This is a genomic window from Allobosea sp. WAO (genome assembly GCF_001509835.1).
GTDB lineage: Bacteria > Pseudomonadota > Alphaproteobacteria > Rhizobiales > Beijerinckiaceae > Allobosea.
Map to the genome: position 1 here is coordinate 1 of NZ_JXTJ01000029.1, position 20,137 is coordinate 20,137.

Annotated in this window: 14 protein-coding genes, 1 tRNA gene and 1 pseudogene; all 16 read left to right on the forward strand. The window is 65.1% G+C overall.

Annotation, left to right across the window (positions count from 1 at the left end; all coding sequences use genetic code 11):
• The coding region (tuf, locus tag DK26_RS28170; protein WP_066480195.1) for an elongation factor Tu at positions 1-1,128 on the forward strand (1,128 nt) is incomplete at its 5' end.
• Positions 1,129-1,322: 194 nt separating this feature from the next.
• Complete coding sequence (locus tag DK26_RS28175; protein ID WP_066480224.1) at positions 1,323-2,222, forward strand: dihydrodipicolinate synthase family protein; 900 nt, start codon at positions 1,323-1,325, stop codon at positions 2,220-2,222.
• 82 nt (positions 2,223-2,304) lie between these two features.
• Positions 2,305-2,380: transfer RNA gene (locus DK26_RS28180), tRNA-Trp, on the forward strand.
• Between the two features lie 471 nt (positions 2,381-2,851).
• Complete coding sequence (secE, locus tag DK26_RS28185) at positions 2,852-3,046, forward strand: preprotein translocase subunit SecE (RefSeq protein WP_066480198.1); 195 nt, start codon at positions 2,852-2,854, stop codon at positions 3,044-3,046.
• Positions 3,047-3,061: 15 nt separating this feature from the next.
• Positions 3,062-3,595, forward strand: coding sequence for a transcription termination/antitermination protein NusG (gene nusG / locus DK26_RS28190; RefSeq protein WP_066480201.1), 534 nt, complete (start codon positions 3,062-3,064; stop codon positions 3,593-3,595).
• 346 nt (positions 3,596-3,941) lie between these two features.
• On the forward strand, positions 3,942-4,373 hold the full coding sequence (rplK, locus tag DK26_RS28195; RefSeq protein ID WP_066480203.1) for a 50S ribosomal protein L11: 432 nt from the start codon (positions 3,942-3,944) through the stop codon (positions 4,371-4,373).
• Between the two features lie 13 nt (positions 4,374-4,386).
• Positions 4,387-5,085: a 50S ribosomal protein L1 gene (gene rplA / locus DK26_RS28200; RefSeq protein WP_066480205.1), complete on the forward strand. Its 699-nt coding sequence runs from the start codon at positions 4,387-4,389 to the stop codon at positions 5,083-5,085.
• A gap of 546 nt (positions 5,086-5,631) precedes the next feature.
• Positions 5,632-6,147, forward strand: coding sequence for a 50S ribosomal protein L10 (gene rplJ, locus DK26_RS28205; RefSeq protein WP_066480207.1), 516 nt, complete (start codon positions 5,632-5,634; stop codon positions 6,145-6,147).
• 51 nt (positions 6,148-6,198) lie between these two features.
• A complete protein-coding gene (rplL, locus tag DK26_RS28210) occupies positions 6,199-6,579 on the forward strand; it encodes a 50S ribosomal protein L7/L12 (protein WP_066480209.1) in 381 nt (126 codons plus the stop codon).
• A gap of 246 nt (positions 6,580-6,825) precedes the next feature.
• A complete protein-coding gene (rpoB, locus tag DK26_RS28215; RefSeq protein ID WP_066480211.1) occupies positions 6,826-10,977 on the forward strand; it encodes a DNA-directed RNA polymerase subunit beta in 4,152 nt (1,383 codons plus the stop codon).
• 130 nt (positions 10,978-11,107) lie between these two features.
• Positions 11,108-15,283 carry a DNA-directed RNA polymerase subunit beta' gene (rpoC, locus tag DK26_RS28220; RefSeq protein WP_066480213.1) on the forward strand — a complete coding sequence of 1,392 codons (4,176 nt, stop codon included), beginning with the start codon at positions 11,108-11,110 and terminating at the stop codon, positions 15,281-15,283.
• Positions 15,284-15,540: 257 nt separating this feature from the next.
• A complete protein-coding gene (locus DK26_RS28225; protein WP_157089882.1) occupies positions 15,541-16,530 on the forward strand; it encodes a helix-turn-helix transcriptional regulator in 990 nt (329 codons plus the stop codon).
• A gap of 442 nt (positions 16,531-16,972) precedes the next feature.
• Positions 16,973-17,344: a 30S ribosomal protein S12 gene (rpsL, locus tag DK26_RS28230; protein ID WP_066480217.1), complete on the forward strand. Its 372-nt coding sequence runs from the start codon at positions 16,973-16,975 to the stop codon at positions 17,342-17,344.
• Between the two features lie 71 nt (positions 17,345-17,415).
• Complete coding sequence (gene rpsG / locus DK26_RS28235; RefSeq protein ID WP_066480219.1) at positions 17,416-17,886, forward strand: 30S ribosomal protein S7; 471 nt, start codon at positions 17,416-17,418, stop codon at positions 17,884-17,886.
• Positions 17,887-17,922: 36 nt separating this feature from the next.
• The gene (gene fusA, locus DK26_RS28240) at positions 17,923-19,998 is read left to right on the forward strand and encodes an elongation factor G (RefSeq protein WP_066480222.1); all 2,076 of its coding nucleotides are present in this window, start codon (positions 17,923-17,925) and stop codon (positions 19,996-19,998) included.
• Positions 19,999-20,053: 55 nt separating this feature from the next.
• Positions 20,054-20,137 (forward strand): annotated as a pseudogene (locus tag DK26_RS29500) (elongation factor Tu); the annotation flags it as partial.

A 20,137-nucleotide genomic window follows, 5' to 3' on the forward strand; every position in this document is an offset into this window, starting at 1 on the left:
GACCATGGCAAGACGTCTTTGACGGCGGCGATCACGAAGGTTCTGGCCGAGGTGGGCGGCGCGTCGTTCACGGCGTATGACCAGATCGACAAGGCGCCTGAGGAGAAGGCCCGCGGCATCACGATCTCGACCTCGCATGTCGAGTACGAGACGGCTGCGCGCCACTATGCGCACGTCGACTGCCCCGGGCACGCCGACTATGTGAAGAACATGATCACCGGCGCTGCGCAGATGGACGGCGCGATCCTGGTGGTTTCGGCCGCCGACGGCCCGATGCCGCAGACCCGCGAGCACATCCTGCTGGCGCGCCAGGTCGGCGTTCCCGCGCTGGTCGTGTTCATGAACAAGGTCGATCTCGTCGACGACGCCGAGCTGCTCGAGCTGGTCGAGATGGAGATCCGCGAGCTTCTGTCGAAGTACGACTTCCCGGGCGACGACATCCCGATCACCAAGGGCTCGGCCAAGGTCGCGCTGGACAATGGCGACAAGGCGATCGGCCATGACGCGGTGGTTGCGCTGATGCAGACGGTCGACGACTACATCCCGCAGCCGGAGCGTCCGATCGACCAGCCGTTCCTGATGCCGGTCGAAGACGTGTTCTCGATCTCGGGCCGCGGCACGGTGGTGACCGGCCGCGTCGAGCGCGGCATCGTCAAGGTCGGCGAGGAAATCGAGATCGTCGGCCTGAAGGACACCGTGAAGACGACCGTCACCGGCGTCGAGATGTTCCGCAAGCTGCTCGACCAGGGCCAGGCCGGCGACAACATCGGCGCGCTGCTGCGCGGTACGAAGCGCGAGGACGTCGAGCGCGGCCAGGTGCTGTGCAAGCCGGGCTCGGTGAAGCCGCACACCAAGTTCAAGGCCGAGGCCTACATCCTGACCAAGGAAGAGGGCGGCCGTCACACCCCGTTCTTCACCAACTACCGCCCGCAGTTCTACTTCCGCACGACGGACGTGACCGGCGTGGTGCACCTGCCGGAAGGCACGGAGATGGTGATGCCGGGCGACAACATCTCGATGGAAGTGCACCTGATCGTGCCGATCGCGATGGAAGAGAAGCTGCGCTTCGCCATCCGCGAAGGCGGCCGCACCGTCGGCGCCGGCGTCGTCGCTTCGATCCTCGCGTAAGCGCAAGGACATCGCCCCGGCCTTCCGGCCGGGACAGAATCCGGGAAGGGCGGTGGCGACACCGCCCTTTTCCTTTATGCATGCGCGGCCCGGGCAGGGGCCCGTCGCAAACGCCCCTGCACCCGCGGCGCGCCCCGTGCTCAATGGGCGAAACCGGCGGGGCAGCCCGCACGAATCTCAGGGAGGAATTCGAGATGGCCTTCAAGCCGCCCTTCACCGGCATTCATGCCATCGCCTTTGCGCTGTTCGACGCGCAGGAGCGGCTCGACCGGGCGGCGATGAAGCGCCAGACGGAAATCTGCCTCGGTCTCGGCGTCCACGGCATGGCGGCGCTGGGGCTCGCCACCGAGGTCTCCAAGCTCAGCCTGGCCGAGCGCCGGACGGTGATCGACTGGGTGGCGGAGGACGTCGCAGGCAAGGTGCCGCTTGCCTTCACCATGTTCGGCGGCTCGGTCGCCGAGCAGGTCGAGCAGGTCAGGGCGGCCGAAGCCGCCAAGGCCGATTGGGTGATTCTGCAGCCGCCGATGGTCGGCTCCTTCGGCGCCGCCGAGTACATCCGCTTCTTCGGGCGAATCGCCGAGGCGACCTCGCTGCCGGTCGCGATCCAGAACGCGCCAGCCTATATGGGCCGCGGGCTCTCCTCGGAGGATATCCGCGAGCTGGTGCGCCAGCATCCGAACATCTGCCTGATCAAGGGCGAGGGACCGGCCACCGACATCCAGCAGCTGATCTCGGTCACCGAGGGCCGCCTGCCGGTGATGAACGGCCGCGGCGGGCTGGAGCTCGCCGACAATCTGCGTGCCGGCTGCGTCGGCCTGCTGCTGGCGCCCGATACGATCGACTACGCGCTGCGCGCCTATAACCGATTCCTGGCCGGCGACGCCGAGGGGGCGGAGGAGGCCTATCGCGAGGTGCTGCCGGCGATCGTCTTCATCATGCAGTCGATCGAGAGCCTGCTCTGCTACGGAAAGCGCATTTTCGGGGCCCGCGCGGGCATCGAAATCCATGATCGCAGCCCGGCGCAGCGGCCGAGCGCCTTCGGGCTGGAGCTGGTCAAGCGCTATGCCGAGCAGCTCGGTCCCTACGCCGCCTGAACGGGGTTGTGAACTTTCCACGGCGCCGTGTGTTTTCGACTTGAAATGCCGACGCCGTTCGGGCTAAGCAACCCGCGACTACAGGGGTGTAGCTCAGTTGGTAGAGTACCGGTCTCCAAAACCGGGTGTCGCAGGTTCGAGCCCTGCCGCCCCTGCCAGGACTTCATCGCGATGAGCGATCGGAAAGGGCGGTTCCACTGCGGTGGAGCCGCCCTTTCTCGTTATAGGCTCCGGCGTCGCGGGACTGTCATGGGCGAAGGCTACCGGGACGGGCAATTCCCGGATCCGAGCCATGCATCATCTGCCGCCAGACGCCATCGCCAGCCTTTCGCTCTTCGCCCTCTCCGCCATGGGCATCCTGACCTGGCTCTGCATCGTCTAGGTAGCCGGCCTTGCCGCTCTGCCAGTGCCAATGCGCGCTGCGTCTGGGCGCTTCGAACCTGCTCCTGTCTCGGTCTTTCGGGCGTCGCCGCGAAAGCGCTTGGCTAGCGCGCCATAGCGTTGTAAGAAGCGGCTCACGACGGCGCGCGGCTCCCTGAGCCCCGCGCCGCGAATCTTTCAGGACGTACCGAATCGTCGCTCGCGCGCTTGGTCGCGGCGGCGCTCCGGAACCTTAAGGTGACGGCCCGATGGCGAAGACGAACCCGTTCAGCTTCCTGCAGCAGGTGCGCAGCGAAGCCTCCAAGGTGACCTGGCCCTCGCGCCGCGAGACCTTGATCACCACCGGGATGGTGCTGGTCATGGTGCTGGTCTTCAGCCTGTTTTTCCTCTTCGCCGATACGATGATCCGCTGGGGTCTCGGCCTCATCCTCGGCGCGCGCTGAACGGAACCTACGAACGTGAACACTCGCTGGTACATCGTCCACGCCTACTCGAACTTCGAGAACAAGGTCGCCCAATCGATCAAGGATCAGGCGGCGCAGCGCAATCTCGCCGACAAGTTCGAGGAAGTGCTGGTCCCGACCGAGAAGGTCGTCGAGGTCCGACGCGGCCGCAAGGTCGACGCCGAACGCAAGTTCTTCCCCGGTTACGTGCTGGTGAAGTGCGAGATGACCGACGAGGTCTATCACCTCATCAAGAACACGCCGAAGGTCACCGGCTTCCTCGGGGCCGACAAGGCCAAGCCGATGCCGATCCCCGAGAACGAGGCGATGCGCATCAAGGGCCAGGTCGCCGAGGGCATCGAGCGGCCGAAGCCGACGGTGGTCTTCGAGATCGGCGAGCAGGTCAAGGTCGCGGACGGGCCGTTCGCCTCGTTCAACGGCGTCGTCGAGGATGTCGACCATGGTCGCGCCCGCCTCAAGGTCGCGGTCTCGATCTTCGGCCGCGCCACGCCGGTCGAGCTCGAATACAGCCAGGTCGAGAAGCTCTGAGTCGATTCGGGCGGTCCGATCACGCGATCGTGTCGGAAGCGCCCGGGCCTCTCCAATCCGGTTTTGCAGGACCCGCGCCGTCATCCGGTGCGGGTTTTTGCTTATCCGGAAGGCTGCGGCCGCAGCGCCGGCCGCCGTGGCCGGCGGTTCCGGTGGAAGGGCTTCCCTTTCCGATCGTCCTGTGCCATAGGGCGCGCCTCACATGCGTGGAAGGTAAGGCCGGCCGCCAACCGGGATGTCCTGCCGCACCACGCTCTGCAACCACCCCGATCCGGAACGATATCGGTTCCCGGGCGGGGCGTCGTCGTTCCGGTAGGCGCCGGGGCGGACGACAGGAGCAGCCATCATGGCAAAGAAGATCACGGGTTACGTGAAGCTTCAGGTTCCGGCGGGCGCGGCCAATCCGTCGCCGCCGATCGGTCCTGCGCTCGGTCAGCGCGGCCTCAACATCATGGAATTCTGCAAGGCCTTCAACGCGAAGACCGCGCAGATGGAAAAGGGCATGCCGATCCCGGTGATCATCACCGCGTATCAGGATCGCTCCTTCACCTTCGAGATGAAGCAGCCGCCGGTCTCGTACTGGCTGAAGAAGGCTGCTGGCCTGACCTCGGGTTCGAAGACCCCGGGCAAGGGCGCCAATGCCGGCAAGGTCACCGCCGCGCAGGTCAAGGAGATCGCCGAGAAGAAGATGGCCGATCTCAACTGCAGCGATGTCGATTCCGCCATGTCCATGATCCGCGGCTCCGCCCGGTCCATGGGCCTGGAAGTCGTGGGCTGAGGGGGAACTGACAATGGCACACGTCGGAAAGCGCGTCGTCAAGGCCCGTGAGGGCATCGACCGTACCAAGCTCTACCCGCTCGCCGAAGCCGTCGCGATGATCAAGGATCGCGCCAGCGCCAAGTTCGACGAGACCGTCGAGGTCGCGATGAATCTCGGCGTCGATCCGCGTCACGCCGACCAGATGGTCCGCGGCGTCTGCAACCTGCCGAACGGTTCGGGCCGCGTCCTGCGCGTCGCCGTCTTCGCCCGCGGCGCCAAGGCCGAGGAGGCCAAGAAGGCCGGTGCCGACATCGTCGGCGCCGAGGATCTGGTCGAGAGCGTGCAGAAGGGCGAAATCAACTTCGACCGCTGCATCGCCACCCCGGACATGATGGGCCTCGTCGGCCGCCTCGGTAAGGTGCTCGGCCCGCGCGGCCTGATGCCGAACCCGCGCGTCGGCACGGTCACTATGGACCTGACAAACGCCGTCGCCGCCTCGAAGGGCGGTTCGGTCGAGTTCCGCGTCGAGAAGGCCGGCATCGTGCATGCCGCCGTCGGCAAGGTCTCGTTCGACGCCGAGAAGCTCTCGGAGAACATCAAGGCGTTCGTCGACTCGGTCTCGAAGGCCAAGCCGGCCGGCGCCAAGGGCACCTATATCCAGCGCGTCGCGATCTCGTCGACCATGGGTCCGGGCGTCAAGATCGAGCCGAATACGGTGATGGGCGGCTGAGGCCGTCCTGGGGCAGGGCGCGAGGGGCCGGTTCCGGTTTTTCGCATCCTGCCTTCGCGGCCGCCTCATGCGGCCGCGCCCCGCCTTGCGGAGTGCCGCGAGGATTACCACTTGGCAGAAGCCGGGGGAGCCGCTATGAGCCTCCTCGTGTTTCCATAAGTGTCGGGGCTTCCGCGTGCTTGTCACGAGGGGGTCCGTTTCGCGTTTTTCGGTGGTTCGCCGCCGAAGAATGGATGCCGGGAGCGGGGAAAGCGATTTCCCAGGGCCTGGCGTCCAGTCCTGTCTGAGACTGCAGGTGCTCCCGGACTCCGTCCGAGGGCATAATTTCGCCAAGAGGCCTGCATAGACGGTGCAAGAACTCTGCCGGTGCCGAAGGGCGCCGAACGAGGTTCGAACCATCTCGCCCGATCACGGCTTCGGCCATGGCAGGGGACAGGGCACTGAGCGTCGCTCCAGCGAGGGGTCGGTGTCAACCGGCGCCTCTCAAGAGCGGCACGTGCAACTGGCGACGGGTGTGAAAGCCTGTCGCCTACCGGAGAGAGCCCAGTGGATAGAGCGGCAAAATCAGATGCCGTCGCGACGCTGAACGATGTCTTCTCGAAGACGTCGGTCGTTGTCGTGGCCCACTATGCGGGTTTGACGGTGGCCCAGTTCCAGAAGCTTCGTCGCGAGATGAAGGCCAATGGCGCCACCGTGAAGGTCGCAAAGAACAGGCTGGCCAAGATCGCTCTTGAAGGCACCGACGTCGCGTCCATCAGCCCCCTGCTGAAGGGCCCCACCCTGATCGCTTATTCCAGCGATCCGGTCGCGGCGCCGAAGGTCGCCGTCGCTTTCGCCAAGGACCACGACAAGCTCGTGATCCTGGGTGGCGCGATGGGTACGACCGCCCTGAACCCGGACGGTGTCAAGGCCTTGGCCACGATGCCCTCGCTCGACGAACTGCGCGCCAAGTTGCTCGGCCTCCTGCAGGCCCCTGCGACCAAGATCGCCCAGCTCTCGACCGCGCCTGCTGCGAAGCTCGCGCGCGTGTTCCAGGCATATGCCGACAAGGACGCTGCTTGAGCAGCCCTCAAACCCTTATCGTTCGAACCTCTTACATCAGGAAGCTAAACAATGGCCGATCTCGCCAAGCTCGTTGACGAACTCTCGTCGCTCACCGTTCTCGAGGCTGCTGACCTCGCCAAGATGCTCGAAGAGAAGTGGGGCGTCTCCGCCGCCGCCGCCGTCGCTGTCGCGGCTGGCCCGGCTGCTGGCGGTGGCGCTGCCGCCGCTGCTGAAGAGCAGACCGAGTTCACCGTTGTCCTGGCCTCGGCCGGCGACAAGAAGATCGAGGTGATCAAGGAAGTCCGCGCCATCACCGGCCTGGGCCTCAAGGAAGCCAAGGATCTGGTCGAAGCCGCTCCGAAGCCGGTCAAGGAAGCCGTCGCCAAGGACGAGGCCGAGAAGCTCAAGAAGCAGCTCGAGGCCGTCGGCGCCAAGGTCGAGCTCAAGTGAGCAGGGCCGGCTGATGCCGGTCCGAAACTAGTCGACAAGGACAGTCCCGGGGTGGTTCGCCACCTCCGGGGCTGTTGCGTCGTTTCCGGTTTTCGGAGCGGCGCGTGCAAAGGGCCCGAGCGCGACGGCGCGACGGCTTATCCAGTTCAGGTCGGCGCCGTTGAGCGCCGAACGGCTCACCCGGCGGCCTGACCGCCTTCGAGACCCGGACCGCCGGGTGAGCCGTCCGAGATTGCGAGGAACACCATGGTCAATTCTCTCCAGGGCCGCAGGCGCGTCCGCAAGTTCTTCGGAAAGCTCAAGGAAGTCGCCGAGATGCCGAACCTCATCGAGGTTCAGAAGGCGTCCTACGACCAGTTCCTGATGATCGACGAGCCTAAGGGCGGTCGTGGCGACGAAGGCCTGCAGTCGGTCTTCAAGTCGGTCTTCCCGATCGGCGATTTCTCGGGCGCCTCGCTGCTCGAGTTCGTCAAGTACACGTTCGAGCCGCCGAAATACGACGTCGACGAGTGCCGCCAGCGTGGCATGACCTTCTCGGCGCCGCTCAAGGTGACACTCCGCCTGATCGTGTTCGATATCGATCCGGACACCCAGGCCAAGTCGGTCAAGGACATCAAGGAGCAGGACGTCTACATGGGCGAGATGCCGCTCATGACGGACAACGGCACCTTCATCGTCAACGGCACCGAGCGCGTCATCGTCTCGCAGATGCACCGTTCGCCGGGCGTGTTCTTCGACCACGACAAGGGCAAGACCCATTCCTCGGGCAAGCTGCTCTTCGCCGCCCGCATCATCCCCTATCGCGGTTCCTGGCTCGACATCGAGTTCGACGCCAAGGACATCGTCTACGCGCGCATCGACCGCAAGCGTAAGATCCCGGTCACCTCGCTGCTGTTCGCGCTCGGCATGGACGGCGAGGAGATCCTCAACCGCTTCTACAACCACATCACCTACACCCGCGACGGCGATGGCTGGCGCGTGCCCTACGATGCCGAGCGCATGAAGGGCTTCAAGGCGAGCGTCGACCTGATCGACGCCGACACCGGCGAGGTCGTGGTCGAGGCCGGCAAGAAGCTCGTCGCGCGTACCGCGCGCCAGCTCGCCGAGAAGGGCCTGAAGTTCCTGCGCGCCACGGATGACGACCTCGTCGGCCAGTATATCGCCGAGGACCTCGTCGATCCCTCGACCGGCGAAGTTCATGCCGAGGCCGGCGACGAGCTGAACCTGGCCGCGGACCCGAAGTCTGGTGAGGTCAAGGGCAACCTGCTCGACCTGATCAACAAGGGCTACACCGAGATTCCGGTGCTCGACATCGACCACATCACGGTCGGTCCCTACATCCGCAACACGCTCCAGGTCGACAAGAACTCGCGCCGCGAGGAAGCGCTGTTCGACATCTACCGGGTGATGCGCCCGGGCGAGCCGCCGACGCTCGAGACCGCCGAGAACATGTTCCAGTCGCTGTTCTTCGACGCCGAGCGCTACGACCTCTCGGCCGTCGGCCGCGTCAAGATGAACATGCGCCTCGACCTCGACGCCGAGGACACCGTGCGCATCCTGCGCAAGGAGGACATCTTCGCGGTCGTCAAGGCGCTGGTCGACCTGCGCGACGGCAAGGGCGAGATCGACGACATCGACCATCTCGGCAACCGCCGCGTGCGCTCGGTCGGCGAGCTCATGGAGAACCAGTACCGCCTGGGCCTGCTCCGCATGGAGCGCGCCATCAAGGAGCGCATGTCCTCGGTCGACATCGACACGGTCATGCCGCAGGACCTGATCAACGCGAAGCCCGCGGCCGCCGCGGTGCGCGAGTTCTTCGGCTCGTCGCAGCTCTCGCAGTTCATGGACCAGACGAACCCGCTCTCGGAAGTCACTCACAAGCGTCGTCTTTCGGCGCTTGGCCCGGGTGGTCTGACCCGCGAGCGCGCCGGCTTCGAGGTGCGCGACGTGCACACCACGCATTACGGCCGCATCTGCCCGATCGAGACGCCGGAAGGCCCGAACATCGGCCTGATCAACTCGCTCGCGACCTTCGCCCGCGTCAACAAGTACGGCTTCATCGAGAGCCCGTACCGCCGCATCCGCGACGGCCGCCAGACCGACGAGATCATCTATCTCTCGGCCATGGAAGAAGCGAAGTACAACGTCGCCCAGGCGAATGCCGTGGTCGACGGCGAAGGCCGCCTGACCGATGACCTGATCGTCTGCCGCCGCGCCGGTGAAGTCATCGTCACGCCGGTCGACAAGGTCGACTTCATGGACGTCTCGCCCAAGCAGGTCGTCTCCGTCGCCGCCGCGCTGATCCCGTTCCTCGAGAACGACGACGCGAACCGGGCGCTGATGGGCTCGAACATGCAGCGCCAGGCGGTGCCGCTGGTTCGCGCCGACGCGCCGTTCGTCGGCACCGGCATGGAGGCCGCGGTCGCCCGTGACTCCGGCGCTGCCATTGCGGCCCGCCGCGCCGGCATCGTCGATCAGGTCGACGCGACCCGTATCGTTATCCGCGCTTCCGACGAGATGGACCCGACCAAGCCGGGCGTCGACATCTACCGCCTGCAGAAGTTCCAGCGCTCGAACCAGTCGACCTGCATCACGCAGCGGCCGCTGGTGCGCGTCGGCGACGTCATCAAGAAGGGTGACATCGTTGCGGACGGCCCGTCGACCGAGTTCGGCGAGCTCGCGCTCGGCCGCAACGTGCTCGTCGCGTTCATGCCGTGGAACGGCTACAACTTCGAGGACTCGATCCTGCTCTCGGAGAAGATCGTCTCGGACGACATCTTCACCTCGATCCATATCGAGGAATTCGAGGTCATGGCCCGCGACACCAAGCTGGGCCCTGAGGAAATCACGCGCGACATTCCGAACGTCTCGGAAGAGGCGCTGAAGAACCTCGACGAAGCCGGCATCGTCTATATCGGCGCCGAAGTGGCGGCCGGCGACATCCTGGTCGGCAAGATCACGCCGAAGGGCGAGAGCCCGATGACGCCGGAAGAGAAGCTGCTGCGCGCCATCTTCGGCGAGAAGGCTTCGGACGTCCGCGACACCTCGCTGCGTGTCCCGCCGGGCGTGCAGGGCACGATCGTCGAGGTCCGCGTGTTCAACCGCCATGGCGTCGACAAGGACGAGCGCGCCCAGGCGATCGAGCGCGAGGAGATCGAGCGTCTCGCCAAGGACCGCGACGACGAGCAGGCGATCCTCGACCGCAACACCTTCGCGCGTCTGGCCGAGATCCTGACCGGCAAGACCGGTCTCGCCGGTCCGAAGGGCTTCAAGAAGGACACGGTCATCACCCGCGAGGCGATGAGCGAGTTCCCGCGCTCGCAGTGGTGGCTGTTCGCCACGGCGGACGACGCCCTGATGACCGAAATCGAGGCGATGCGGAAGCAGTACGACGAGTCGAAGAAGCGCCTCGAGCAGCGCTTCCTCGACAAGGTCGAGAAGCTGCAGCGCGGCGACGAACTGCCTCCGGGCGTGATGAAGATGGTCAAGGTCTTCGTCGCGGTGAAGCGCAAGATCCAGCCGGGCGACAAGATGGCCGGCCGTCACGGCAACAAGGGCGTGGTCTCGCGCATCGTGCCGGCGGAGGACATGCCGTTCCTCGAGGACGGCACCCATGCCGACATCGTGCTGAACCCGCTGGGCGTGCCTTCGCGCATGAACGTCGGTCAGATCCTGGAGACCCACCTTGGCTGGGCTGCTGCCGGCCTCGGCAAGCAGATCGGCAAGGCGATCGACGCCTATCGCAAGGCGCATGACTCCAAGGCTCTGCGGGCCTCCTTCGACGCCGTCTACGAGGATAACGAGATCATCGCCTCGATGGACGACGCCGAGCTCATCGAGATGGGCCAGAACCTGCGCCGCGGCGTGCCGATGGCGACGCCGGTCTTCAACGGTGCCAAGGAAGCCGATATCGAGCGGCTCCTGGAGCAGGCCGGGCTGCACAGCTCCGGGCAGTCCACGCTCTATGACGGCCGTACCGGTGAGCCTTTCGACCGCAAGGTGACGATGGGCTACATCTACATGCTGAAGCTGCACCACCTGGTCGACGACAAGATCCACGCCCGTTCGATCGGCCCGTACTCGCTCGTCACCCAGCAGCCGCTGGGCGGCAAGGCGCAGTTCGGCGGTCAGCGCTTCGGCGAGATGGAGGTCTGGGCGCTCGAAGCCTACGGTGCCGCCTACACGCTGCAGGAAATGCTGACGGTGAAGTCGGACGACGTGGCGGGCCGTACCAAGGCCTACGAGTCGATCGTGCGCGGCGAGGACAACTTCGAGGCGGGCATCCCGGAGAGCTTCAACGTGCTCGTCAAGGAAATGCGTTCGCTCGGCCTCAATGTCGAGCTGATCAGCAACAAGCTGAAGCCGGGCGAGCTGCCCCCGGCCGAGGCGGCCGAGTAAGGCGCCGGGCCCGCAGGGGCACGGCGGCGTTCGTTACTCATGCCGGCGGCACTCACGCCGCCGGCCCATGGATTACAAAGAGCCGGGCAGGGCGGTTTTCTAAAACCCCGCCGGCTTCAGGAGACAGGCGATGAAGCAAGAGGTCATGAACCTTTTCGGCCAGCAGCCGGTGCAGCAGGCGTTCGACGCGATCAAGATCTCGATCGCGAGCCCGGAGAAGATCGCGTCCTGGTCGTTCGGCGAGATCAAGAAGCCCGAGACGATCAACTACCGGACCTTCAAGCCGGAGCGGGACGGGCTGTTCTGCGCCCGCATCTTCGGGCCGATCAAGGACTACGAGTGCCTGTGCGGCAAGTACAAGCGCATGAAGTTCAAGGGCGTCATCTGCGAGAAGTGCGGCGTCGAGGTGACGCTGGCGCGCGTCCGGCGCGAGCGCATGGGCCATATCGAGCTCGCGGCTCCGGTCGCCCATATCTGGTTCCTGAAGTCGCTGCCCTCGCGCATCGGCCTCCTGATGGACATGCCGCTCAAGGACCTCGAGCGCATCCTCTACTTCGAGTCGTATGTGGTGCTGGAGCCGGGCCTGACCCCGCTCAAGGACCGGCAGCTGCTCTCCGAGGAGGAGTATGTCCGCTGCCAGGAGGAGTACGGCGCGGACACCTTCACCGCGATGATCGGCGCGGAAGCCATCCGCGAGATGCTGCGCGCGCTCGATCTCGACCAGATCAACGCCGACCTGAAGCATGAGATCGCGACCACTACTTCGGAGCTGAAGCCGAAGAAGCTGATGAAGCGCCTCAAGATCATCGAGGCCTTCCAGCTTTCGGGCAACAAGCCGGAATGGATGGTGATGACCATGATCCCGGTCATCCCGCCCGATCTGCGTCCGCTGGTGCCGCTCGATGGCGGCCGCTTCGCGACCTCCGACCTGAACGACCTCTATCGCCGCGTCATCAACCGCAACAACCGCCTGAAGCGGCTGATCGAGCTGCGCGCGCCCGACATCATCATCCGCAACGAGAAGCGGATGCTGCAGGAGTCGGTCGATGCGCTGTTCGACAACGGCCGCCGTGGCCGCGTCATCACCGGCGCCAACAAGCGCCCGCTGAAGTCGCTCGCCGACATGCTGAAGGGCAAGCAGGGCCGCTTCCGCCAGAACCTGCTCGGCAAGCGCGTCGACTATTCCGGCCGCTCGGTCATCGTCGTCGGCCCGGAGATGAAGCTGCACCAGTGCGGCCTGCCGAAGAAGATGGCGCTCGAGCTGTTCAAGCCGTTCATCTATGCGCGCCTCGACGCCAAGGGCTACTCGACCACGGTCAAGCAGGCCAAGAAGCTGGTCGAGAAGGAGAAGCCCGAGGTCTGGGATATCCTGGACGAGGTCATCCGCGAGCATCCGGTGCTGCTGAACCGCGCCCCGACGCTGCACCGCCTCGGCATCCAGGCCTTCGAGCCGGTGCTGATCGAGGGCAAGGCGATCCAGCTGCACCCGCTGGTCTGCGCCGCCTTCAACGCCGACTTCGACGGCGACCAGATGGCCGTGCACGTCCCGCTGTCGCTTGAAGCGCAGCTGGAAGCGCGCGTGCTGATGATGTCGACCAACAACATCCTGCACCCGGCGAACGGCCTGCCGATCATCGTGCCGTCGCAGGACATCGTGCTCGGCCTGTACTACCTCTCGATCATTTCCGATGGCGAGCCGGGTCAGGGCAAGGTCTTCGGTGACTTCGGCGAGCTCGAATACGCGCTGCACGAGAAGGTCGTGACGCTGCATTCGAAGATCAAATACCGCTGGACCGGCGTCGGCGCCGATGGCCAGCCGTATACGAAGATCTACGACACCACCCCTGGCCGTGTGATCCTTTCGACCGCGCTGCCGGAGCACCCGGCCATGACCTTCGACGTCGTCAACAAGCTGATGACGAAGAAGGAGATCTCCAACATGATCGACGCCGTCTATCGCGGCTGCGGTCAGAAGGAATCGGTGATCTTCTGCGATCGCGTCATGGGCCTCGGCTTCAAGCACGCGTTCAAGGCCGGCATCTCGTTCGGCAAGGACGACATGGTGATCCCCGAGAACAAGTGGGAGATCGTCGATACGACCCGCGTGCTCGCCAAGGATTACGAGCAGCAGTACCAGGACGGCCTGATCACCCAAGGCGAGAAGTACAACAAGGTCGTCGACGCCTGGGCGAAGTGCTCCGACAAGCTCGCCCAGGAGATGATGGCTCGCATCTCGACCGTGAAGAAGGACGAGAATGGTCGCGATAAGCCGATCAACTCGATCTACATGATGAGCCACTCGGGCGCCCGTGGTTCGCCGGCGCAGATGCGCCAGCTCGCCGCCATGCGTGGCCTGATGGCCAAGCCGTCGGGTGAGATCATCGAGTCGCCGATCATCTCGAACTTCAAGGAAGGCCTCGACGTTCTCGAGTACTTCAACTCGACCCACGGCGCCCGTAAGGGCCTCGCCGACACCGCGCTGAAGACGGCGAACTCGGGTTACCTGACCCGTCGTCTCGTCGACGTGGCGCAGGACGCGATCATCTCCGAGGTCGATTGCGGCTCGGACAACGGCATCAAGATGCGCGCCATCATCGATGCCGGCCAGGTCGTGGCTTCGCTCGGCATCCGTATCCTCGGCCGCTCGGCGGCGGAGGACGTCACGGATATCGACGGCAACGTCCTCGTGCCGAAGGGCACGATGATCGAGGAAAGCCATATCGAGAAGATCAACGCCGCCGGTGTCCAGGAGGTGAAGATCCGCTCGGTGCTGACCTGCGAGACCAAGAACGGCGTCTGCGCCACCTGCTACGGGCGCGATCTCGCCCGCGGCACGCCCGTCAACATGGGCGAGGCCGTCGGTGTCATCGCGGCGCAGTCGATCGGCGAGCCGGGTACGCAGCTCACCATGCGTACCTTCCACATCGGCGGCGCCGCCACGATCGCGGACCAGTCCTTCGTCGAGTCCAATTTCGAGGGCACGGTGAAGATGCGTAACCGCAACGTTGCGCGGAACTCCGATGGCGACCTGATCGCAATGGCGCGCAACATCGCCATCGTGATCGTCGGTCCGGAAGGCGCCGAGCGCGCCGTGCACCGCGTCCAGTTCGGCTCGAAGCTGCGGGTCGACGAGGGCGACAAGGTCAAGCGCGGCCAGCGCCTGATCGAGTGGGACCCCTATTCCCGCCCGATCCTGGCGGAAGTGGACGGCAATGTCGGCTACGAGGACCTCGTGGACGGCATGTCGATCACCGAGACGACCGACGAAGCGACGGGCATCTCGAAGCGCGTCGTCATCGACTGGCGCGGCTCGGCCCGCACCTCGGATCTCAAGCCGGCGCTGACCGTGCATGGGCCCGACGGCAAGATCGCGAAGCTCGCCCGCGGCGGCGACGCCCGCTACATCCTGCCTGTCGACGGCATCATCTCGGTGGAGCCGGGCTCGTCGATCAAGGCCGGCGACGTGCTCGCCCGTGTCTCGACCGACTCGGCCAAGACCCGCGACATCACCGGCGGTCTGCCGCGGGTGGCGGAGCTGTTCGAGGCGCGTCGTCCGAAGGATGCGGCGATCATCGCCGAAAAGGCCGGCGTCATCGGCTTCGGCAAGGACTACAAGAACAAGCGTCGCGTCACGCTGACGCCGCATGACGGCTCGGAAGGGCTCGAGTACCTGATCCCGAAGGGCAAGCACATCCATCTCCAGGACGGCGACGTCGTCGAGATGGGCGACTACATCCTCGACGGCAACCCGGCCCCGCACGACATCCTGGCGATCAAGGGCGTCGAGGAGCTGGCGGCTTATCTGGTGAACGAAATCCAGGAGGTCTATCGCCTCCAGGGCGTCGGCATCAACGACAAGCACATCGAGGTGATCGTCCGGCAGATGCTGCAGAAGGTCGAGATCACGGATGGCGGCGACACCGACATCCTGACCGGCGACCAGATCGACCGCATCGAGCTGGAAGAGGTCAACGCCAAGATGCGCGAAGAGGGCAAGAAGCCGGCCTCCGGCGTTCCGGTCCTGCTCGGCATCACCAAGGCGTCGCTGCAGACCCGCTCCTTCATCTCGGCGGCGTCCTTCCAGGAGACCACCCGCGTCCTCACCGAGGCGGCGGTCAACGGCAAGCAGGACACGCTCGAGGGCCTGAAGGAGAACGTCATCGTCGGCTCGCTGATCCCGGCGGGTACGGGCGCGCAGGTCGCCCGGATCAAGCAGGTGGCGACGCGTCGCGACGATCTGATCGTCGGGCAGAAGGCCGATGCTGCGGCGAAGGCCGCGGCCGCGGTGCTGCCGGCCGCCGAGTAAGCGCGGCCAACAGGCTCAGACCAATGTGGAACGGCCGCCCTCGGGCGGCCGTTTTACTTTGTCTTGACGCTCGGGTGGCCGATCTGCCTAAGCTTACGCAGCGAAACGTGCCGGGGGGCTGACGATGCGCTGCTTGATGGGCTGGGGCTATGGATGAGCGTTTCCTGGAAAGCCTCTATGAGGCCGCAGTCGTTCCTGAGCTGTGGCCGCAGATACTGAGACGGTTCCAGAGCGAGATGCGCGGGGCAGGGGCGGTCATGGTGACCGTCGCTGGCGGGCAGGCGCGCTGGATCTCCTCCTCGCCGGAATTCGACGAGGTCGTCGCGACCCATTTCGAGCGCTTCCCCGGCAATGGACGTACGGCCCGGCTGATCGGACGCAACCATGCCGGCTTCCTGCGCGATATCGACATCTTCACCGAGGCGGAGATGGCGCTTGAACCGGTCTATGCCGATTTCCTGATCCCACGGGGTCTCGGTATCGGCGTCGCCACGGCGATCGCCTCGCCGAGCGGCGAGTCCTTCATCCTGCATGCCGAACGCGAGCGCCGCGAAGGACCGATCGACGGCGAGCAGATCGCCCGGCTCGACCGGATGCGGCCGCATCTGGCCCGCGCCATGCTCCTCTCGGCCCGCCTCGATTTCGAGCGGGCCCGCGGAGCGACGCAGGCGCTGGAGGCGATGGGCCTGCCTGCTGCGGTTCTCGATCGGAGCGGGCGGCCGCTCTCGATCAATGGGCTCTTGGCCGCGATGATCCCGGACGTGGCCCAGGATCGGCTGTCTCGGCTGACCCTGACCAATCCTGCGGCCGACATGCTGCTGGAAACCGCGTTGGCGACGATGGGCCAGAATGCGAGCGGGGCAGTGGTGCGCTCGATCCCGATTGCTCAGGAGGGGGATCGGCCGCCGCTGATCGTTCATCTTTCGCCGGTCCGCGGCGCGGCGCACGACGTCTTCACGCGCGCCAGGACGATCCTGGTGGTGACCCCGGTGGTGCTCGGCGACGCCCCGAGCGCGGCCGTGGTGCAGGGGCTGTTCGACCTGACGCCGGCCGAGGCCAGGCTCGCGGCGCTGATCGCCGCGGGCAGCCGCCCGCGCGATGCAGCGGCGACGCTCGGTGTTACCGAGGAGACCGCACGCACAACGCTAAAGCGGGTGATGGCCAAGACCGGGCTGCATCGGCAGTCCGAGCTGGTCGGGCTGCTGCGCGGCGCCCGGATCGGTACGACAGGCGAGGGGGCCGCCTGAACGACGCGTCAAGCGGTGGCCATCGATCCTGTGCAAGGCTCCGCTCGGCAGGCTTGGCTTTCGCTGCCGAGGGGCGCTAGATTGCTGAACGTGCCGGAGCGGCAGTTCTTCCGAGCGAGAAGACTGAACGCATCGTAAATCCGGGGTTGACGCGAATCTCCAGCTGAGTCATAAGCGCGCCACAGTCGACGGTTGTCGGACACGTTTGTCGCTTGCCTTTGTTGTGAGCGAATTTCGCGACCGAAACTCCGTCGGAATTCCAGCGTCGATAGACGACATGGCAGGACGCATGAATGCGGGTATTCCGTGTTCCTCTGCATGGCGAACGCGCCTGAGGCCTCTTAAAGGGCGCCGATGGCGCGGCTTCGTTTGTGTCATGGCTTCGCCGGTGCCGGGAGTACCATGAGATTTTCCAAACGCTCAAGGGAGCGAGAGGCCTTAAATGCCGACAATCAGCCAGCTGATCCGCAAGCCGCGTTCGCCCGTCAAGGCGCGCAACTCCGCTCCGGCGCTTGAAAACTGCCCCCAGAAGCGCGGCGTCTGCACGCGCGTCTATACGACGACGCCGAAGAAGCCGAACTCGGCGCTTCGTAAGGTCGCCAAGGTGCGCCTGACCAACGGCTTCGAGGTCATCGGCTACATCCCGGGTGAAGGCCACAACCTTCAGGAGCACTCGGTCGTCATGATCCGTGGCGGCCGCGTCAAGGACCTTCCCGGCGTGCGCTATCACATCCTGCGCGGTGTGCTCGACACGCAGGGCGTCAAGAACCGCAAGCAGCGCCGCTCGAAGTACGGCGCCAAGCGTCCCAAGTGATTTTCTGCCTGACCGGCTGGCCGAGAGACCGGCCGGTTCGCAGCTTTTGAGATTTGACCGGAGACTAGACGATGTCCCGCCGCCATAGCGCCGAAAAACGCGAGATCATCCCGGACGCCAAGTTCGGCGACGTGATCGTGACGAAGTTCATGAACTCCGTCATGTACGAAGGCAAAAAGTCGACCGCCGAAGGCATCGTCTATGGCGCTTTCGACATCATCGAGGGCAAGCTGAAGAGCGATCCGCTCGCTGTCTTCAAGAGCGCCCTCGAGAACGTCGCTCCGGCGATCGAGGTCCGTTCCCGCCGCGTCGGCGGCGCGACCTACCAGGTTCCCGTCGAGGTTCGCAGCGAGCGCCGTCAGGCTCTCGCGATCCGTTGGCTGATCGCTGCCGCCCGTGCGCGCAACGATCGGACCATGGTCGAGCGTCTCTCGGCCGAGCTGATGGATGCGGCCAACAACCGCGGCAATGCCGTGAAGAAGCGCGAAGACACGCACCGGATGGCGGAAGCCAACCGCGCCTTCTCGCACTATCGCTGGTAATCCGTCCGCGACCCCCCGGAAAGACAGAGCACTTCAATGGCCCGTTCCCATCCCATCGATCGCTATCGCAACTTCGGCATCATGGCCCACATCGATGCGGGCAAGACGACGACGACCGAGCGCATCCTGTTCTATACCGGCAAGTCGCATAAGATCGGCGAAGTCCATGATGGCGCCGCCACCATGGACTGGATGACGCAGGAGCAGGAGCGTGGCATCACGATCACCTCCGCCGCGACGACCTGCTTCTGGCGCGACAATCGCCTGAACATCATCGACACCCCCGGCCACGTCGACTTCACCATCGAAGTCGAGCGTTCGCTGCGCGTGCTCGACGGCGCCGTCTGCGTGCTCGACGGCAACCAGGGCGTCGAGCCGCAGACCGAGACTGTCTGGCGTCAGGCTGACAAGTACGACGTTCCGCGCGTCGTTTTCGTCAACAAGATGGACAAGATCGGTGCCGATTTCTATCGCTGCGTCCAGGACATCATTGACCGCGTCGCCGGCAAGCCGGTGTGCCTGCAGATTCCGATCGGTTCGGAATCCGAGTTCGTCGGTGTGGTCGATCTCATCAAGATGAAGGCGATCGTCTGGGATGGCGAAGCGCTTGGCGCTTCGTTCTCCGAGCAGGAGATCCCGGCCGATCTCGCCGACAAGGCTGCCGAGTATCGCAACAAGCTCGTCGAAGCCGCCGTCGAGATGGACGATGCGGCGATGGAAGCCTATCTCGAAGGCAACGAGCCCGACGCCGACACGCTGCGCAAGCTGGTCCGCACCGCGGTTCAGCGCCGCGCCTTCCACCCGGTGCTCTGCGGCTCGTCCTTCAAGAACAAGGGCGTCCAGACCCTGCTCGACGCGGTCGTCGACTTCCTGCCGTCGCCGGTCGATCGCGGCGCGGTCGAAGGCATCGACTTCAAGACCGAAGAGCCGACCACCCGCGAGCCGACCGACGAAGCTCCGTTCTCCATGCTCGCCTTCAAGATCATGGACGACCCCTTCGTCGGCACCATCACCTTCTGCCGCGTCTATTCGGGCAAGGTCGATGCCGGTCAGGGCGTGATCAACTCGACGCGCGACAAGAAAGAGCGCGTCGGCCGCATGCTGCTGATGCACGCGAACAACCGTGAGGACATCAAGGAGGCTTATGCCGGCGACATCGTCGCCCTGGCCGGCCTCAAGGACGTCCGCACCGGCGATACGCTGTGCGATGTCGCCAATCCGGTCATCCTGGAGCGCATGGAGTTCCCCGAGCCGGTCATCACGATCGCGATCGAGCCGAAGTCCAAGGCCGACCAGGAGAAGCTGGGCCTGGCCCTGTCGAAGCTCGCGAACGAGGATCCGTCCTTCCGCGTCTCGACCGACCAGGAGAGCGGCCAGACCATCCTCAAGGGCATGGGCGAGCTGCATCTCGACATCAAGGTCGACATCCTGCGCCGGACCTACAAGGTCGACGCCAATATCGGCGCGCCGCAGGTTGCCTATCGCGAGACCATCACCAAGAAGGTCGACGTCGACTACACCCACAAGAAGCAGACCGGCGGTACCGGCCAGTTCGCCCGTGTCAAGTTCACGGTCGAGCCGAACGAGACCGGCAAGGGCTTCGAGTTCGAGTCGAAGGTCGTCGGCGGAACGGTTCCGAAGGAATACATTCCGGGTGTCGAAAAGGGCCTCAACTCTGTCATCGGCTCCGGCGTGCTCGCCGGCTTCCCGGTGGTCGACGTCAAGGTCACGCTGACCGACGGCGCCTTCCACGAGGTCGACTCGTCGGCTCTGGCCTTCGAAATCGCCTCGCGTGCCGGTCTGCGTGAAGGCCTGCAGAAGGCTGGCGCGGTGCTGCTCGAGCCGATCATGAAGGTCGAAGTCGTGACCCCGGAAGACTACACCGGTTCGGTCATCGGCGACCTGAACTCGCGTCGTGGCCAGATCCAGGGCCAGGACATGCGCGGCAACGCCGTCGTGATCAACGCGATGGTGCCGCTGGCGAACATGTTCGGCTACGTCAACCAGCTGCGTTCGTTCAGCCAGGGGCGTGCCAACTACACGATGCAGTTCGACCACTATGAGCAGGTTCCTTCGGCGGTCGCCGCCGAGGTCCAGGCCAAGTACGCCTGAACTGACAACGACTTAAACCGAACACTTGAACAAGATTTGACGGACGGAGGCTGACATGGCCAAAGAGAAGTTCTCCCGCACGAAGCCGCACTGCAACATCGGCACGATTGGTCACGTTGACCATGGCAAGACGTCTTTG

Bases quoted from the DNA above. Each gene is read 5' to 3' on its own strand.
- DK26_RS28175 (WP_066480224.1), top strand. From the start codon at position 1,323: ATGGCCTTCAAGCCGCCCTTCACCGGCATTCATGCCATCGCCTTTGCG.
- secE (WP_066480198.1), top strand. From the start codon at position 2,852: ATGGCGAAGACGAACCCGTTCAGCTTCCTGCAGCAGGTGCGCAGCGAA.
- rplK (WP_066480203.1), top strand. From the start codon at position 3,942: ATGGCAAAGAAGATCACGGGTTACGTGAAGCTTCAGGTTCCGGCGGGC.
- rplA (WP_066480205.1), top strand. From the start codon at position 4,387: ATGGCACACGTCGGAAAGCGCGTCGTCAAGGCCCGTGAGGGCATCGAC.
- rplL (WP_066480209.1), top strand. From the start codon at position 6,199: ATGGCCGATCTCGCCAAGCTCGTTGACGAACTCTCGTCGCTCACCGTT.
- rpoB (WP_066480211.1), top strand. From the start codon at position 6,826: ATGGTCAATTCTCTCCAGGGCCGCAGGCGCGTCCGCAAGTTCTTCGGA.
- rpoC (WP_066480213.1), top strand. From the start codon at position 11,108: ATGAAGCAAGAGGTCATGAACCTTTTCGGCCAGCAGCCGGTGCAGCAG.
- DK26_RS28225 (WP_157089882.1), top strand. From the start codon at position 15,541: ATGGTGACCGTCGCTGGCGGGCAGGCGCGCTGGATCTCCTCCTCGCCG.
- rpsL (WP_066480217.1), top strand. From the start codon at position 16,973: ATGCCGACAATCAGCCAGCTGATCCGCAAGCCGCGTTCGCCCGTCAAG.
- rpsG (WP_066480219.1), top strand. From the start codon at position 17,416: ATGTCCCGCCGCCATAGCGCCGAAAAACGCGAGATCATCCCGGACGCC.
- fusA (WP_066480222.1), top strand. From the start codon at position 17,923: ATGGCCCGTTCCCATCCCATCGATCGCTATCGCAACTTCGGCATCATG.